This window comes from Pandoraea sp. LA3, from assembly GCF_022696215.1.
Classification (GTDB): Bacteria; Pseudomonadota; Gammaproteobacteria; order Burkholderiales; family Burkholderiaceae; genus Pandoraea; species Pandoraea capi.
Genome location: NZ_PTPY01000034.1, coordinates 220,271 through 236,489, shown reverse-complemented (window position 1 = coordinate 236,489; position 16,219 = coordinate 220,271). Strand labels below are relative to the sequence as shown.

General features: G+C 59.9%; 19 protein-coding genes and 1 tRNA gene. 4 read left to right on the top strand and 16 right to left on the bottom strand.

Annotated elements, in window-relative coordinates; translation table 11 throughout:
• On the bottom strand, window positions 1-81 hold an 81-nt coding region (locus C5N93_RS28455), incomplete at its 3' end, for a transposase (protein ID WP_337961915.1).
• Window positions 82-508: 427 nt separating this feature from the next.
• Here C5N93_RS28455 and C5N93_RS15255 point away from each other — a divergent pair.
• Window positions 509-1,522: a DUF3883 domain-containing protein gene (locus C5N93_RS15255; RefSeq protein ID WP_242559924.1), complete on the top strand. Its 1,014-nt coding sequence runs from the start codon at window positions 509-511 to the stop codon at window positions 1,520-1,522.
• Between the two features lie 73 nt (window positions 1,523-1,595).
• Here C5N93_RS15255 and C5N93_RS15250 read toward each other — a convergent pair whose 3' ends face one another.
• The 3 genes from C5N93_RS15250 to C5N93_RS15240 form a co-directional block, all read right to left on the bottom strand.
• Window positions 1,596-1,871, bottom strand: a complete 276-nt coding sequence (locus C5N93_RS15250; RefSeq protein WP_242559923.1) for a WG repeat-containing protein — start codon at window positions 1,869-1,871, stop codon at window positions 1,596-1,598.
• A gap of 90 nt (window positions 1,872-1,961) precedes the next feature.
• The gene (locus C5N93_RS15245) at window positions 1,962-2,450 is read right to left on the bottom strand and encodes a hypothetical protein (protein ID WP_242559922.1); all 489 of its coding nucleotides are present in this window, start codon (window positions 2,448-2,450) and stop codon (window positions 1,962-1,964) included.
• A gap of 60 nt (window positions 2,451-2,510) precedes the next feature.
• Complete coding sequence (locus tag C5N93_RS15240) at window positions 2,511-2,999, bottom strand: DUF4145 domain-containing protein (RefSeq protein WP_242559921.1); 489 nt, start codon at window positions 2,997-2,999, stop codon at window positions 2,511-2,513.
• A 649-nt stretch (window positions 3,000-3,648) separates the two neighbouring features.
• Between C5N93_RS15240 and C5N93_RS15235 the strand changes: the two genes are divergently transcribed.
• Window positions 3,649-3,906, top strand: coding sequence for a YfhL family 4Fe-4S dicluster ferredoxin (locus C5N93_RS15235; protein WP_242559920.1), 258 nt, complete (start codon window positions 3,649-3,651; stop codon window positions 3,904-3,906).
• 107 nt (window positions 3,907-4,013) lie between these two features.
• On the opposite strand, the gene pth is transcribed toward C5N93_RS15235, so the two are convergent.
• From pth to C5N93_RS15200, 7 genes are all read right to left on the bottom strand, one after another.
• Window positions 4,014-4,610, bottom strand: a complete 597-nt coding sequence (gene pth, locus C5N93_RS15230) for an aminoacyl-tRNA hydrolase (RefSeq protein ID WP_242559919.1) — start codon at window positions 4,608-4,610, stop codon at window positions 4,014-4,016.
• A gap of 123 nt (window positions 4,611-4,733) precedes the next feature.
• Window positions 4,734-5,351, bottom strand: coding sequence for a 50S ribosomal protein L25/general stress protein Ctc (locus C5N93_RS15225; RefSeq protein ID WP_069340337.1), 618 nt, complete (start codon window positions 5,349-5,351; stop codon window positions 4,734-4,736).
• Between the two features lie 156 nt (window positions 5,352-5,507).
• On the bottom strand, window positions 5,508-6,455 hold the full coding sequence (locus C5N93_RS15220; RefSeq protein ID WP_039395490.1) for a ribose-phosphate pyrophosphokinase: 948 nt from the start codon (window positions 6,453-6,455) through the stop codon (window positions 5,508-5,510).
• A gap of 49 nt (window positions 6,456-6,504) precedes the next feature.
• Window positions 6,505-6,581: transfer RNA gene (locus C5N93_RS15215), tRNA-Gln, on the bottom strand.
• Between the two features lie 54 nt (window positions 6,582-6,635).
• The gene (gene ispE, locus C5N93_RS15210; RefSeq protein ID WP_242559918.1) at window positions 6,636-7,505 is read right to left on the bottom strand and encodes a 4-(cytidine 5'-diphospho)-2-C-methyl-D-erythritol kinase; all 870 of its coding nucleotides are present in this window, start codon (window positions 7,503-7,505) and stop codon (window positions 6,636-6,638) included.
• Between the two features lie 57 nt (window positions 7,506-7,562).
• Window positions 7,563-8,222: an outer membrane lipoprotein LolB gene (locus C5N93_RS15205; protein ID WP_242559917.1), complete on the bottom strand. Its 660-nt coding sequence runs from the start codon at window positions 8,220-8,222 to the stop codon at window positions 7,563-7,565.
• 23 nt (window positions 8,223-8,245) lie between these two features.
• Window positions 8,246-10,165: a tetratricopeptide repeat protein gene (locus C5N93_RS15200; RefSeq protein ID WP_242559916.1), complete on the bottom strand. Its 1,920-nt coding sequence runs from the start codon at window positions 10,163-10,165 to the stop codon at window positions 8,246-8,248.
• A gap of 79 nt (window positions 10,166-10,244) precedes the next feature.
• Here C5N93_RS15200 and mutM point away from each other — a divergent pair, with 79 nt between their 5' ends.
• A complete protein-coding gene (mutM, locus tag C5N93_RS15195) occupies window positions 10,245-11,075 on the top strand; it encodes a bifunctional DNA-formamidopyrimidine glycosylase/DNA-(apurinic or apyrimidinic site) lyase (RefSeq protein WP_242559915.1) in 831 nt (276 codons plus the stop codon).
• 93 nt (window positions 11,076-11,168) lie between these two features.
• The gene (mutY, locus tag C5N93_RS15190) at window positions 11,169-12,329 is read left to right on the top strand and encodes an A/G-specific adenine glycosylase (protein WP_242559914.1); all 1,161 of its coding nucleotides are present in this window, start codon (window positions 11,169-11,171) and stop codon (window positions 12,327-12,329) included.
• A gap of 111 nt (window positions 12,330-12,440) precedes the next feature.
• Here mutY and rapZ read toward each other — a convergent pair whose 3' ends face one another.
• The 5 genes from rapZ to raiA all read right to left on the bottom strand — a co-directional run bounded on the left by rapZ (window position 12,441) and on the right by raiA (window position 16,125).
• Window positions 12,441-13,319 carry an RNase adapter RapZ gene (gene rapZ, locus C5N93_RS15185; RefSeq protein WP_242559913.1) on the bottom strand — a complete coding sequence of 293 codons (879 nt, stop codon included), beginning with the start codon at window positions 13,317-13,319 and terminating at the stop codon, window positions 12,441-12,443.
• Between the two features lie 171 nt (window positions 13,320-13,490).
• Window positions 13,491-13,823: a PsiF family protein gene (locus C5N93_RS15180; protein ID WP_242559912.1), complete on the bottom strand. Its 333-nt coding sequence runs from the start codon at window positions 13,821-13,823 to the stop codon at window positions 13,491-13,493.
• Between the two features lie 206 nt (window positions 13,824-14,029).
• Window positions 14,030-14,995, bottom strand: a complete 966-nt coding sequence (hprK, locus tag C5N93_RS15175) for an HPr(Ser) kinase/phosphatase (RefSeq protein ID WP_039395509.1) — start codon at window positions 14,993-14,995, stop codon at window positions 14,030-14,032.
• Between the two features lie 80 nt (window positions 14,996-15,075).
• The gene (gene ptsN, locus C5N93_RS15170; protein ID WP_139133022.1) at window positions 15,076-15,531 is read right to left on the bottom strand and encodes a PTS IIA-like nitrogen regulatory protein PtsN; all 456 of its coding nucleotides are present in this window, start codon (window positions 15,529-15,531) and stop codon (window positions 15,076-15,078) included.
• A gap of 237 nt (window positions 15,532-15,768) precedes the next feature.
• Complete coding sequence (gene raiA / locus C5N93_RS15165; RefSeq protein WP_242559911.1) at window positions 15,769-16,125, bottom strand: ribosome-associated translation inhibitor RaiA; 357 nt, start codon at window positions 16,123-16,125, stop codon at window positions 15,769-15,771.
• Window positions 16,126-16,219: the final 94 nt, after the last annotated feature.

The following is a 16,219-nucleotide window of genomic DNA, read 5'->3' as shown; positions in this document are numbered from 1 at the left end:
GCACAGTTCCTTGACCGGCATCCCGGCTTCAGCTTCCTTCAGAAACCCGATGATTTGCTGTTCCGTAAATCGCTTCTTCATGTTCGTCTTCTTCTCCGAAAACGAACTTTACTAGACTCCGGCTGGCCCTGTTCGTAGGGGGCAGGTCATTCTCCTGAACTGTGCAGCAGTAGATGTTGCCTAGCTCGTATGGTCCAGTGTCGTTGTATCGGGCCATCACATAGCAGTCCCGATTACGACCTCTTTGGTGATAATGGCCTGTTGCGATCCACCAGTCGTACCATTCATCAAGCGTCAGGTTGAATGTGATACCGCGTTGTTTGGCGTGTGATTTCTGCGAGAAGTACGCGCTCTTGTCTTTGTTGGTAAGGGTTGTCATGCCCTTATTTATGGACTGTGCTTCCCTTGACTTGGCCGAGAGCTCATCCCCCATCTTTGTGCGTGAAAGCAGAGTCACTTCGTCTCGATATAATCTGCGTTCCCAGATCGAAAGGGATACGATTTTTACATGGACGCCTTTAAGAAAATGAAGAAAGTTCTGTGGGTTAAATTCGGCTGGTCAGACTATTACCGTGGTGGTCCCGTAGATGGGAATTTCGCTTGGTTGGTAGAAAACGGGGAAAGAAACGGCGGAAGGGGACATGAGGCGTTCAACTTCAAGCCGTCTCAGGACGGCACATACTATTGCTATGTGCCACCGCAAGGTAAAGGATCGGCACCGTCAAGCGATGATCCTTACGGCTGGACTGTAATTTGCCTTGCCAAAAACCCCGCTCACAAGGGGATTTATATTGTGGGGTGGTACGAAAACGCGACGCTTTATGGGGACTGGCTGGCTCCCCCCGCTGACTTTATCCAGCAACGTGGGGATACGGATCGAGCGGGTTATGACTGGTCGTATTGCATTTCGGCCAAAACAGCATATTTCATCCCTCCCGAGTCACGGATGCTGCCGTTTTCAGATACATCGGTCCGCACAGCCAAATACTCCTATCTGGAAGGGCCGGAAGTCGAAGTCAATGAAACAAAGCAGCGAATTCTTGCTTTGTTGGAAGGACGTATTGAGGCGTTGCGTCCGTTTGCCGTGCGAAATCCCAGTGACAATTCCTGCCCTGACCCCGCGCTTGAAACCACTGACCCATTGAAAGGCTTCGGTACGCCTGAGCATCGGAAGAACGTCGAGTTGGCGGCCGAAAAAGCGGTGATTGAATACTACGAGAAGAACGGTTTCGATTGCGAGCGAGTGACGCATCTACCTTATGGGTATGACTTCGCTTTCTCGAAGGGAGACACAATGCTGCATGTGGAAGTCAAAGGGACTTCCAGCGTCAATCAGCAGTTTTTCTTGACTCGCAACGAGTACAAAGGAATGCAATCGAACGCCATGTGGCGTTTAGCAATGGTCACCGATGCATTGCGTTCTCCCAAGGTAAAAGTGTATGACGCTCGGGAGCTTAACGACGCCTTCGATCTAGATCCTTACGTTTATCTCGGAAGCTTTGTTCCGAAGGTTGCTGATTAGGCAACAGACGCCTATCGACCATCCACTTCACTGACCTTGGCGCGTTGGTGTTGTGGAGGGTGGCCGGTCATAGCTATTGCCACTGACCTTGCCGGTCGATGAATCCCCATTTCCCGTTCATGCGCACGGCAGCTTTTCCTTCTCGAAATTCTCGCGCATCTTCGTACTTCACAGGGATCACTAGTCGCTGATTCTTGTCGATGTAACCCCACCGACCATTGGACATTTGGACCGGTGCCAGCCCCTCGTTGTACGACCCGACGTTCTTGTATTTTGGGCCGGGAGCTTGGCATGCAGCTAATGCCAGCAAGCATGAAGCAATCAGCGATCTTGGAATCCATTTCAGCATGTGGTGTCTCCCCATATTGGAATCCAAACAATACAAACAATGCGCTGGGGCAGTAATTTCAAACCAGCGTTCGACCTTCAAAAGCTCCGTCTACAAATCATCACGGAGGCCGCTAAGATCAAATATGTGCTGCTCGGGCAGGTCTTTTTCTATTGGCACTTCGACGATCAGCTCTTTCGACTTTCGGATCTGGCGTATCAGCTCGTCCGGCTTCTGAAACACGATGTGGAGGGCCCAATTGGTCGGCTTGGAAGCTTTGAGTGATACCACCGGCCCGTCATCGAAGCGTGCCGCAATGGCGCAACCTTTCGGGAACGGGCAGTAGAGTAGTTTTTGCGGCGTCGGAATATCCATTGACACCTCAGACTTGCCGTCCTTCTTCTTTGTGACTACAAGGGCGACTGCGACCTTCGCTAGGTGAATACGATCGTCTGGTCGAAAAGCGGAAATGTTGATCGCGGTAACCTCGGTCTGCTTCCTTAATACATCGGTCGAGGTTGTGTAGCTCCAGTTGACCTTTTCCTTGGCGGTGGCAGTAGCGAAAACGCAAGCGCAGAGAATGAGGGCGAGTAGCTTCATGGACGTCTCCGTGTGTAGGAGTGCAGGCCAAACTTCTAACGAGAGTAATACGGCATCACTCTAGATACTCACTTTTTTCTTTTTGGATTCGCGGATCGCTTGCGCTTTCTTTCGGAGGGCGGAGACATCTTTGGGGTAGAGCACCTCTAATGCATGCTCGACCATTTCCAAAACATCAAGCACGAGGGAGTGTTCCACTTCCCCTTTGTGACTGCCGTCGTTGCCGACCCACTTAGCCGCCTCCAAAAAATCGTGGATATCTGGGCGAATTTTGCCAAAGGCCTCGATGCGTTGATGCAAATTGTTAGGAGGAATTTGTTGCTCGTCCATCAGGTGTTCGAGCGCGATACGAATGGAATTTGCCGAATTTTTGGGGGATGACCAATATGCCGAGAACGCTTGGTATAGCGCGTATCGAATCGAGCTGGGGCATGCGTCTGGAATATTGATGATGGGAACTGCTGGCAGGAAAAACTTCGGATACAGCAACTCCACGAAATCTTCACCGAACGGTGTTTCCCATTCTTCGGTTCCATGAATTCCGGTCACGATAATTTTATCGTTGCAAGAAGCGCATCGTAGAACCATCGAATACCGCCCAAAATCGTCACGTGGGTCGTAATGATCGGGGGTTTGACGTTGCTCCGCGTCGTAGCAACTCTCATATCGGAGGCTTTTGTCCACTAGTACAAGGCGGCCGTCCTTACAATCCTTGCGTGTACAGGACCAGCGAGGGACGTTGCCATGCAAGTGATATGTTCGGAAAAGCAAACGCTCCATGGCAACCCCGTAGTGTGGCGGTGCTTATAGCCTGCACCTATGCAGGGCATTTTCCCATATACTCGCGCCAGCGCGAAGTTGATGCCAGTTCACTTTCGTGCTATCACTGGACTTGCACTTTGCCTGCGGTGCAGTAAGTGAAATCCGTGTGCTACCTTCAAAGTGCAGGTGACGGATTTCAGAGCTGGCGGTTGTTTGCGCAGCAAATACTTGGTTGTGGTTTTGTACAGTCAATGATTTGCAGATTTTGGCGCTTGGTAGCCAAAATAGCGTCGTACAGCGCTGTTTTTTGCTTGTCCGTGCAAGCAGAGTGCAAATCGTTGAGGAATTTTCAGCGGATCGTGTGAAAGTTGTGAAATTTCACCTTCTGTGAAGGTTTGTGTAAGTTGTTGAAAAGTAATGGGAAAGTGAGGCTAGAGTGGCACTGATGATCACTTCGGATTGCATCAATTGCGACGTGTGCGAGCCCGAGTGCCCGAACGACGCAATTTCGATGGGGATCGAGATCTACGAGATCGATCCGAACAAATGCACGGAGTGTGTCGGTCACTTTGACGAACCGCAGTGCGTGCAGGTGTGTCCGGTGGAGTGCATTCCGATCCATCCGGAGCACGTCGAGACGCCCGAGCAATTGCTCGAGAAGTACACCCATCTGCAAGCGGCCAAGTCCGCCTGAGTTCGCTGAGCGAGCTCACGGCGACGGTTTCGGCCTGATTCCCCCAGAAAGCATTCGAGCGGCATTCCAGCCGCTCGATTCACTTCCGTCTCACACGAGATACCGGCTTATTTCCCCGGTGACGCGTGCAGACGCATCATCGCCTTTTCCATCTCGCCTTTCACGACCAGATCGACGATGTCGAGCGATCGCGACATGGCGTCGTCGATCTCCGCCTGCTCTTCCTTGCGCGGCGGCTTGAGCACGAAGTCGGCGACTTGTTGCTGGCTGCCGGCCGGTTGCAGCGTGCGCGGATGACCGATGCCCAGGCGCAGGCGCCAGAAGTCGGGTGTCGTCAGATGGGCCGCAATGTCCTTGAGCCCGTTGTGTCCGCCGGTGCCGCCGCCTCGCTTGAGCCTGACGGTGCCGGGCAGCAGGTCGAGTTCGTCGTGCACGACGAGGATTTCGTCCGGCATGATCTTGTAGAAGCGCGCGAGCGCGACGACCGATTGCCCGGAGCGGTTCATGAAGGTCTGGGGTTCGAGCAACCACACTTCCTGTCCGGCAACGCGCGCCCGCGCCGCGTAACCATGGAAGTTCTTTTGGTTGGTGAGCGAGGCGCCGCTTTGCTGCGCCAGTGCGTCGACGAACCAGAAGCCCGCGTTGTGACGCGTCGCTGTATATTCGGCGCCCGGATTGCCGAGCCCTACGATCAGCTTGATCATTTCGGTATCAGGATCTGGGTACGCGCCATCGTGGCATGCGCACCGCCATAAAAAAACCCGCCGGACATGACGTCGCGGCGGGTCTTGCGTCCAGCGTCGCCGCTGAAAGCTAACGCGTGAGGCTTAGGCAGCCGGCGTTTCGCCTTCAGCCGAAGCAGCCGCTTCGTCAGCAGCAGCGCCAGCCGGTTGAACGGCTTGTGCGACCACCGGGTTTTCTTGCTCGACGTGCAGCGTCAGCGTCACGCCGGCGGGCAGCTTGACGTCCTTGGCGTGCACCGTCTTGCCGGCTTCCAGCGTCGACAGGTCGACTTCCAGGAATTCCGGCAGCTTGCCCGGCAGGCAGCTAACGTCCAGTTCGTTCAGCGTGTGGCTGATCACGTTCGAAGCCAGCTTCACGGCCGGGGCGTTCTCAGCGCCCAGGAAGTGCAGGGGCACCTTGACGTGGATCGGCTTGTTCGGATCGACACGTTGGAAATCCACGTGCAGAACCAGTTGCTTGAACGGGTGGTACTGCACATCGCGCAGCAGCACTTGTTCGTTCTTGCCGGCGACTTCCAGGTCGAGGATCGACGAGTGGAAGGCTTCCTTACGCAGGGCGTGCCACAGCGCGTTGTGATCGAGTTCGATCAGTTGCGGAGCGACGTTCCCACCGTACACGATGCCCGTGGTCTTACCGGCATTGCGCAGGCGGCGGCTCGCACCCGTACCTTGCAGATTACGCTCAAAAGCGACGACTTTCATAACAACTCCTTGAACTGCCCGCGACCAGGCAGCGATTTCTTCCCGAAAATCCCGCGAAAAAACGCAGGTCTCAGGAACAACAAAGGCGGGGATAGGCTCCCCGCCGACAGAACAACGGCGCCACACAGGCGCCGTCGCAAAAACTTTACCGAACGCTTATTCCGCGAACAGCGACATCACCGAGTCGCCACGACGGATACGCGAGAACGTCTCGGCCAGCAGGTTCGCGCAGCTTAGTTGGCGAATCTTGCCGCCCTTCGAGTCGTCGCGCAGCGGAATCGTGTCGGTCACGACCACTTCATCCAGCTCCGAGGCGTTGATGCGCGCTGCGGCACCGCCCGAGAGAACCGGGTGCGTACAGTAGGCGTACACCTTCTTCGCGCCACGTTCCTTCAGCACTTGTGCGGCCTTGCACAGCGTACCGGCGGTGTCGACCATGTCATCCATGATGACGCAGGTACGGCCTTCGACTTCACCGATGATGTTCATCACTTCCGCGACGTTGGCCTTCGGACGACGCTTGTCGATGATGGCCAGGTCGCAATGCAGTTGCTTGGCGAGCGCACGGGCACGAACCACGCCGCCGACGTCCGGCGACACCACCAGCAGGTTTTCGTGATTCTGCGCGCGCACGTCCTGCAGCAGCAGCGGCGAAGCGTAGATGTTGTCGACCGGGATATCGAAGAAGCCCTGAATCTGGTCGGCGTGCAGGTCCATCGTGATGATGCGTTCGACGCCTGCGATTTGCAGCATGTTGGCCACGACCTTCGCCGAGATCGCCACGCGCGCCGAGCGGGGGCGACGATCCTGACGGGCATAGCCGAAATACGGAATGGCAGCGGTGATCCGGCCGGCAGAAGCGCGCTTGAGCGCGTCGACCATGATCATCAGTTCCATCAGATTGTCGTTGGTCGGCGCGCACGTCGACTGGAGGACGAAGACGTCCTTGCCGCGCACGTTTTCCTGAATTTCGACTTGGATCTCACCATCCGAGAACCGGCTGGCCATGGCTTTGCCGAGCGGGATACCGAGTGTATCGACGACCGCTTGGGCCAGGGCGGGATTGGCGTTCCCGGTGAATACCATCAGGTTATCACTACTCATCTGGCTACCTGCGGGACGTTTGGATGCTGAGACTTTACGACAGAGAAATTGGCAGGGGAGGAAGGACTCGAACCCTCGTATGCCGGAATCAAAATCCGGTGCCTTAACCAACTTGGCGACTCCCCTACACTAACCGATGCCTTCGCTGCGTCGTAGGAAACGCAACAAAGTAAAACCCTTTTACGCGAAGGCGAACATTGGATGTTCGGCCAGGCTGGTGGTCACTTGACCGATCCAGCGCTCCGGCAATCGCTTGTATGCCGCTTCCGCTTCTACCTTCGTGTCGAATGCTGCAAACACGCTGGCGCCGGATCCTGTCATACGTGCAGTGGTGAAGGTTCTGAACCAGTCAATCACAGCAGCGACTTCCGCGTATTCTCGAGTGACAACCGCCTGCATGTCGTTACGGAAGATTTCATCCGTTTCGAACACGTTTTTGTTGGCGTGCTCAAGAAAGAACGCCATTGTGACGATCTTCGTATCCCTTGTCAACAGGGGATCCGTAAATATTTTGTTGGTGGCGACGTGCGTGCGCGGGTTGACCACGAGGAAATGCCGCTGCGGCAACTCGACCGCCTGCAACTGCTCGCCCAGCCCTTCGGCGAAGGCGTTGCGGCCGAAGACGAAAAACGGCACGTCCGCGCCGAGTTTGAGGGCTAGCGTCTGGAGTTCTTCTCGCGGCAGATCGAGTTGCCACATGCGATTGAGCGCCAGCAGCGTCGTGGCGGCGTCCGAACTGCCGCCACCGATGCCGCCACCGGCCGGAAGACGCTTCTCGATACCGATATCCACCCCGAAGCGCACACCGCAGTGAGCTTGCAGCAAGCGTGCCGCGCGCACGGTCAGGTCGGTCTCCGGCGGAACGCCCGGCAGCGGATTCGTATGCACGATCTGTGCGTCGTCGCGCCGCTCGAAATGCAGCGTATCGGCCCAATCGATCAACTGGAAGACGGTTTGCAGTTCGTGATAGCCGTTGGGCCGGCGTCCTACGATATGCAGGAACAGGTTCAGCTTGGCCGGGGCGGGGCAGTCACGCAGGATTTCGTACATGGCGTTGCAAGAACAAAAACGACTTGAATGAATTGGGGGCGGGCGTTTGTCTGTCGCTTATTCGTCGATCACGAGACGTACGGCGAGCGGCGCACCACCCACCTCGCGCGACAGATCGACGCGTTTGACGCGCAGCGGCGTGCCGTCGAAATACGCCTGATAGTCGATCGTCCAGCCGTCCTGCTTCAGATGCGAGGGACGTTGCGTCTGCGGATCGCGTTCGATGCTTGCCTGCGAGCCCGGCGCTCCCTGCATGCGCAACCAATAACGCATGCCGCCGACGGGGAGAGCGAAGCCGAGCGCATTACGCATCACATCGTCGAGACGCGCACCGGTCAAAGGCGCCTTGCCGGGCAGTTCCAGCGAGGCGCTGCGAGGATTTTCACGCACGATCGCCTGTGTCTGGCCGAGCGGGTCGAGCAACTGGAGCGTCGCATTGTCGCCGCTCTGCTGCCAGTCGAAATTGCCGTAGGTATTGCGCGGCTCGCCGTTCTGTTCGTAGCGCACCGAGAAGCGGCCGCGATAGTGTTCGACGCTCGCGCCCGCAGTCGGCTCGACCGGCGTGGGCGGCGCGAGGCTCGCACATCCCGTGGCGACCACGGCAGTCGAACATGCCAGCGCGAGCGCGGCGGCGCGCGACCACTGCGACCACCGTGACCATTGCGACCGTTGGGACGATCGCGGCAGCCGGGCCGACAAGGAAGACTTCACCGTCATGAGCATCCCGTGCATTCGATGCATTACGGTGCGACGTTGTAACGCTTCATGGTCGAGCGCAGCGTATCGTCGTCGCTATCGAGCTTGAGGGCTTCGCGCCAGGTCTTGCGCGCTTCGTCCTGCTGGCCCGATTCCCACAGCACCTCGCCCAGATGCGCGCCGATTTCGGCTTGCGCCTGAATGCCATAGGCGCGACGCAGCAGTTCCAGCGCCTGTTGCTTGTCGCCCAGCCGGTACTTCACCCAGCCGAGGCTATCCATGATGTACGGGTCTTCCGGCGAGAGCGACGACGCCTTTTGCAGCAGCTTGAGCGCTTCCGGCAAACGCGTATTGCGCTCGGTCAGCGAGTAGCCCAGCGCGTTGTAAGCCTGTGCATTCTCGGGCTGCGTCGTCATCACGCGGCGCATGGCCTTTTCCATCACGTCGTAGTGCTTGTTCAGTTCGGCCACCATGCCGTACTGATAGAGCAGGTCCGCATCGTCCGGATGATCCTTGACTTCGACGGCGAGCAGCTTCTCGGCGTCGTCATAGCGCTTTGCCTTGACGAGCAGGTCCGACTCGGCACGCTTGAGCGCGAGCTGCTCGCGCGGGTCGCTCGACTTGATGCCATGCAGCAGCGCGCGGCCTTCGTCGACCTTGCCCTGATCGGCGAGCAACTGGGCGCGGCCGATCTGCGCGGGCAGATAGGCGTTGCTGTCTTCACGAATCTTCGAGAGCCACTTGTCGGCCGCCGGGTAATCCTTGCGGTCCTGCGCGATCTGCGCGAGGTAGACGTAAGCCTGCGCACCGTCGGTGTTCTGTTGTTCGGCTTCCGTCGCGTATTTCTGCAAATACTGCTCGGCCTGCGCCGGATGATTGGCGTGCAGGTTGAGCAGCGCCAATGCCATGAGCGTCGACAGTTCGTGCGGGTAGCGCTTCTCGAGCGTCTCGAACTGTTTCTGCGCGGCGTCGAGCTGGTTGTCCGCCAACAGCAGCTTGGCGTAGGCGAAGCGGGCTTCCTTGGCGTCCGGATTACGATCGAGGAACGTTTTCAGGCTGGCGATGGCGCCGCTGCGCTCCGACGGTCCCATCTGCCCATAGAGCAGGGCGGCCGCTTCGTAATCGGGTTTGAGCTTGAGCGCGGTTTCGAGCGAGGTGCGCGCACCGGCCGTGTCACCGGCGTCGAGTTGCGAACGGGCGATGGCCAGTTGCGCTTCGGGGCGCTGCATGTCGTTCGCCAGCATGCGCTTGAGCGAGTCGATGCCCGTGGCGCGCTCCGGACTGCGGGCGATCATCTGCTGCAATTCGAGGATGGCCTGACCGCGGCGCGCTTCCGGCACCTTGTTCAGCTCGTCGACGAGCAGCGGTTCGGCTTCGGCCAGATGGCCGGTGCCGACTTCGAGGCTCGCAAGCAGTTGCGACGCCGGACGCCACGTCGGATCGAGCTGATGCCACAGCTTCGCGGCGACGAGCGCATCGCCGAGCTGGCGCGCACCGAGCGCGATCTCGACGGAGCGGCGCGCCATGCGCGGATCCTTCGTCCGGTTGGCCAGCGCGATGTAGGTATTGAAGGCGGGTGCGAGATTGCCTTGTTGCAGGCTCAGTTCGGCGGCCAGCACTTCAAAGACGATCTCGCTGGTGAGCGCGACGTTCGGCAGCTTCTCACGGGGGACGTTCGCGTTCGGGGCGACGTCTTCGCTATCGACGTCGGCACTCGCACCGCTCGCAGCCTTCGGCGCGCTTGCCTTGGCCGGGGCCGCAGGCGCAGCAGCCGGCGCCGGCTGTGCGGTCTGGGCGAAGGCGTTCGAAGATGGCAGAAATGCCATGATGGCGCTGGCGCAGGTCACGCCGAGCGCCGTGGCTCCGGCCCACGCCCCGCGGGCCAGGGCGCCACGCAGGCGCAAAACCACGGGTGCCGCAGTCTGGGCAGCGGCAGGAATGGACTGGAATCGGGTGTTCGGCATAGGGATCCACGGCAGGTTTCGAGCGATTGTAGCGCGCCCGATACAATAGAGTCTAAATCCTCAGCAAACGTTCGCAGGCATGCCTGAACTCCCAGAAGTCGAAGTCACCCGCCGCGGTATCGTGCCGCACGTGGCGGGCACTCGTATTGCGCGTATCGACGTTCGCAACGGCGCGTTGCGCTGGCCGGTACCCGACGGGCTCGATACCCTTTTGCGTGGCGAAACACTCGTCGGCGTGACCCGTCGCGGCAAGTACCTGCTGCTCGAATACGCGCCCGGCTGGCTGCTCGTGCACCTGGGCATGACCGGGACGCTGCGCGTCATGCCCGAGCCGATGTCGTTGCCGGCCGCCGGTGTGCACGACCACATCGATCTCGTCTTCGAGCGATGCGCGCTTCGCTATCGCGACCCGCGTCGCTTCGGCGCGGTGCTCTTCCATCCCCGTTCGGCGGGCGACGTGCTCGCGCATCCGCTGCTCGCCGGTCTCGGCGTCGAGCCGTTGACGGACGCCTTCGACGGCGCGCTGCTGTACGCGGGCACGCGCGGGCGCACCGTTGCCATCAAGCAGGCGTTGCTCGCAGGCACGAGCGTCGTGGGCGTTGGCAACATCTACGCCTCGGAGAGCCTGTTCCGCGCGGGTATCAACCCGCGCATGGCGGCAGGCAAGTTGTCCCGCCCGCGCGCCGAGAAGCTGGCGCAGGCCGTCAAGGTCGTGCTCGCGGCGGCGATCGAGAAGGGCGGCAGCACGTTGCGCGACTTCGTCGGGAGCGACGGCCAGAGCGGCTACTTCCAGCAGGAGTATTTCGTCTACGATCGTGCCGGTCAGCCATGTCGTGTCTGTGGCACGACGATCCGTCAGATCGTGCAGGGGCAGCGATCCACGTTCTTCTGCCCGCATTGTCAGAAATAATGCCAGCGTTCGCGGCGAGTTGAGTCGGCGCCATCTGCCCTCATCTTGCGCGTGACGCAACAAAATAGCGCCCCCAAAGCCCCCCATAACCCCATGAAAGACGCCTCCCACGACATCAAGACCGGCACGCTCGCGGAGACCTTCGCCGAGCGCCTGATCGCCTGGCAGGCCGAGCACGGCCGTCATGATCTGCCCTGGCAGAACACGCGCGACGCCTATCGCATCTGGCTGTCCGAGATCATGCTTCAGCAGACGCAGGTCGCCACGGTGATTCCGTACTACGGACGATTTCTGGAGCGCTTCCCCGACGTCGCCGCGCTGGCCGGTGCGCCGCAGGACGACGTCATGGCGCTCTGGAGCGGCCTCGGCTACTACTCGCGCGCGCGCAACCTGCATCGTTGCGCGCAGGTCGTCGTCGCGGAGCATGGCGGACGTTTCCCGTCCGATCCGCAGACGCTCGCGACACTGCCCGGCATTGGCCGTTCGACGGCCGCCGCCATTGCCGCTTTCGCCTACGACGCGCACGCCGCGATTCTCGACGGCAACGTCAAACGAGTGCTCGCGCGGGTATTCGGCATCGAAGGATTCCCCGGCACGCCGAAGATCGAGCGGGAGATGTGGGCACTGGCCGAATCGCTGCTGCCAGCGAGCGGATTGCCGGCTTACACGCAGGGGATGATGGACCTCGGCGCTACGCTGTGCGGACGCGGCAAGCCGCGCTGTGGCGAATGTCCGTTCGATGGCGATTGCGTCGCACATTCGACGGGGCGCGAGCGCACGCTGCCGACCGCCAAGCCGAAGAAGGCGCAGCCGGAGCGCTATGTGGACGTGCTGGTTATTCGCGCGGGCGAGCGGGTGCTGTTCGAGCGGCGTCCCGACAGCGGCATCTGGGGTGGCCTATGGAGTCTGCCGGAGCTCACACCGCCGACCGACGCGCGCGACGCCGACGATGCGGTGCTGCGCCAACGTCTGACGGGCCACGCGGCGGCGCTCGGCGCGAAGCTTGGTCCGGTGCAGTCGGTCATGCCGTTGCATGGGCTCACGCACGTCTTCACGCACTTCAAGCTTCACTTGCGCCCGTGGTTGGTGACGCTGTCGACATCGTCGACGCCAACGCTTGCGGACGATGCCAATCGTGCATGGCTGGATGGCGCAGGGCTGGCAGCGGCCGGTTTGCCGTCGCCGATCCGGAAGATCGCCGACGCGCTTTGCCTGAACACGTCGGAAGACGGTCAGTTGTCTTTGCCGGCCTGATGCGTGAGCCGTACATCGCCGGCCGCTGACAATGGGCCGGCGAATCTGGATCGGGGATTGGTGATCGGTCGAATCAGTCGAATCGATTGAATCAGCGAATGCCGACGTCGCCTACGACTTCGCCTCGGAAGGCGGCGCGAGTTCGCGGTGACGCACGAGCACACTGGCCTCGTTGCGGAAGCGCGCGCCCAGTGTCTCGGAGATGAACACCGAGCGATGCTGGCCGCCGGTGCAGCCGATCGCGACCGTCAGATAGCTACGGTTGTCGCGCATGTAACTCGGCAACCACTTCTGCAAATAGGCGGCGATGTCGTTGATCATTTCGTCGACTTCGGGAATGGCCGACAGGAAGTCGATCACCGGCTGATCGCGTCCGGTCAACGGACGCAACTGCATGTCGTAGTAAGGGTTGGGCAACGAGCGAACGTCGAACACGAGATCGGCGTCGAGCGGCACGCCATGCTTGAACCCGAACGATTCGAACATCAGCGTGAGGCCGGTCTGATCGTGCTGAACGAATTCGCGAATCCAGCGGCGCAGCGCACTCGCGCGCAGATTGCTGGTGTCGATCTGGTGACCGAGTTCGGTCACGCTGCTCAGCATCTCGCGTTCTTTCTCGATGGCTTCGACGAGCGAGCCGGTCGCCGAGAGGGTGTCGTCTCCCGTTACCGATAGTGGATGCCGGCGACGCGTCTCCGAGAAGCGCTGCACCAGTGTCTGCGTGGTGGCATTGAGGAAAAGTACACGCACATCGTGGCCGAAGCGTCGCAGTCCGCCGATGATCGGCGGCAGTTCGGCGAGCGAACTACCGCTGCGCGCGTCGATGGCGACCGCGAGGCGTGAGTAATTCTGCGTGCCGAGGTAGATGGCGAGTTCGGGCAAGAAGCGCGACGGCAGATTGTCGACGCAGTAATAGCCTGCATCTTCAAGGACGTTGAGCGCGAGCGACTTGCCGGAACCGGAGACGCCGGTAATCAGTACGATCTTCATGACATTTCCCGAATACAACCATCATGGTAAGCGATTGTGTCCTTCGGGTGTCGAGCCGCCAAAAACGAGAACGTTCCATTGGATTTCTCTGCATATTCGAGAAATCGGGGCCGTTCAACGAAAACGGCGCCCGTGAAGGGCGCCGTCGGGCAATGCGCAATGCGTGAGATCTCAGGCAGCCGGCGCGTTCGACAGACATTGCTTCATGAATGCCTTGCGATCGTCGCCCTTCTTGCCGGACGCTTGCGTGTTGCAGGTCTTCATCTTTTCCTGCTGGGTCTGCTTGGCTGCCGGGGCGGCACCGCCTGCCGACAGACACTGCTTCATGAACGCCTTGCGGTCGTCGCCCTTCTTGCCGGTGGCTTGCGAGTTGCAAGCCTTCATCTTGTCTTGCTGCGAATTGGTTGCCTTGGGGGCGGATGCCGGTGCGGCGGCCGTCTGGGCGAACACGGGCGATGCGAGCAGCGGGGATGCCAGGAGCAATGCAGCGAGTGCTTTCTTCATGATCGTCTCTCCATAAGGTCGTGACGCACGGGCACAGGGATGGACCGCGTAGCGATTACAACATGATAGAAAACGCGCCGCAATCGCGCGGCGTTGACAGAAAAACGCAAAAGTTGCGGTATACCCGGAGGGTTTGGGGCACTTCGACGGGAAACCGGGGGAGGCGCTCGACACCGGACTGCCGACGCACGCCACCCCGCGGGGAATCAGAGCAGCTTGCCCTGCATGCCGTCCGGATCCTGCATGGCCTGGCGTTGGCGCTCCATGAAGTCCTTGAGCGTATCGATGCCGCGCAACTGCAAGATCGTGTTGCGCACGGCGGCCTCGACCAGCACGGCGAGGTTTCGCCCGGCCGCCACTTGCAGGATCACCTTGTTGATCGGCAGGCCCAGCACGTCGACCGTCTGCGCTTCGAGCGGCAGGCGCTGGAACTCGCCATCGGGGCGGCGCACCAGTTGCACGATCAGTTTGAGCTTCATTTTGCGGCGTACGGCCGTCTCACCGAAGATCGTCTTGATGTCGAGCAAGCCCAGGCCGCGGACTTCCAGCAGGTTTTGCAGCAGCGGCGGGCAGCGACCTTCCACGAAATCGGGGCCAAGTCGCACGAAATCGACGGCATCGTCGGCCACCAGGCCGTGTCCACGGCTGATCAGCTCAAGGCCGAGTTCGCTCTTGCCCAGACCCGAATCGCCGGTGAGCAGCACGCCCATCCCGAGAATATCGATGAAAACGCCGTGCATCGTGCATCGCGGGGCAAACACGCGGGAGATGTACAGGCGCAGGCTGTCGATGACCGACGCCGTGGACAGCGGCGTGGTGAACAGCGGCGTCGAGGAGCGAGTACAGCGCAGCACCAGATCGGGCGGCGCTTCCAGGCCGTCTGCCACCACGAGGAACGGCGGTTCCAGTGCGATGACTTCACCCATATGACGCTTGCGGTTCTCGTCCGTGAGGCGCTGGTAATAGCGCAACTCGGCCTCGCCGAGCACCTGAATCCGGTTCGGGTGGATGAGGTTCAGGTGACCCACGAGGTCGGCGCTGGAGGTGGCCGTAGCCACGCTCTCGGGCGTGAATCCGCGCTCCCACCCCTCATGGCCCGTGAGCCACGACAGACGCAGCGTCGCCGCGTTGTCGTCGAAAATGCTTTGCGCGTTGATGCCGGTCAGTTCCACCGCGTCGCCTCGTTCGGTTGGATGTGAGAGCTATTGAAGTCGTCTGTGTTCGCGGCGGTTCGTACCGGATGGCGCCCGGATCAGGGCTGCCAGTTCGCGAGTGCGGTATGGATCTCGTTCGCGCTCGGGGCGTTGATCAGTGTCTCGCGCATTGTGCGGTCGGAAAGCAACTGCGCAATTTCGGACAAGATCTCGAGATGCTGCTGCGTGGCCTGTTCGGGCACCAGCAGGAAAAACAGCAGGGACACCGGCTGGCCGTCAGGCGCTTCGAAAGGAATGGCTTCTTCGAGGCGGATGAATGCCGCCATCGGATGCTTCAGCCCTTTGATGCGGCCGTGCGGGATCGCGACCCCTTCGCCGAGTCCGGTGGAACCCAGACGTTCGCGGGCGAACAGGTTGTCAGTGACCGTAGCGCGCAGGAGCTGGGCATTCTTCTCGAAGAGAAGGCCGACTTGCTCGAAGACGCGCTTCTTGCTGGTGACGGACAGTCCAAGCAGGATGTTGGACTCAGGTAAGAGTTTGAATAAACGGTTCATCTTGTAATGCGGGCGAACGCTTAGTCGCCCTCCAACCCCCGATTGACCTCGCATTATAGACCACCCGCCGCCGTGCTCGCGGAGTGACACCGAACTGGGCCGAACCATACAAAAGGGGCCGTACTACGGCCCCGCGGTGGGTGTTGCCAGACTTACGAGAGACGGATATACGCTCGGGTGGTTCCTTGCGGGTTTTCGTCAGTGTCAGTCAATGCGATGACCACGCCTGAACCGAGCTTATTGCAGCGGTTCCGCCTCAGGAGGGAGTTGGTGGTGCTTGATAGCCTCGCGACCGTGATCCTGAACCTTGTCCTTGTACTGCACTACCTTGCGGTCGAGCATGTCGATCAGCTTGTCGATGGCGGCATACATATTCTCGTCACACTTCTCGACGAAAATTTCCTTGCCCTTGAGATTCACCGTGACGCTCGCGTTCTGGCGTCCCGCTTTCTCCTTGGACTTGTCGACAGAAAGGATCACCTCGACACTAATGACCTGATCGAAATGCCGCAACACGCGTTCAAGCTTGTTGACGACATATTCTTTCAGTGATGCCGTGACTTCGAGATGATGTCCACTGATCTGAAGATTCATAGCTGCTCTCCTTGCTGAAATGCCGAAGTGCACGCCGCGTCATCGTTGACGCTGGCTGGCATGAGCGCGAGCCATTGACGAGACGCAATGTCGC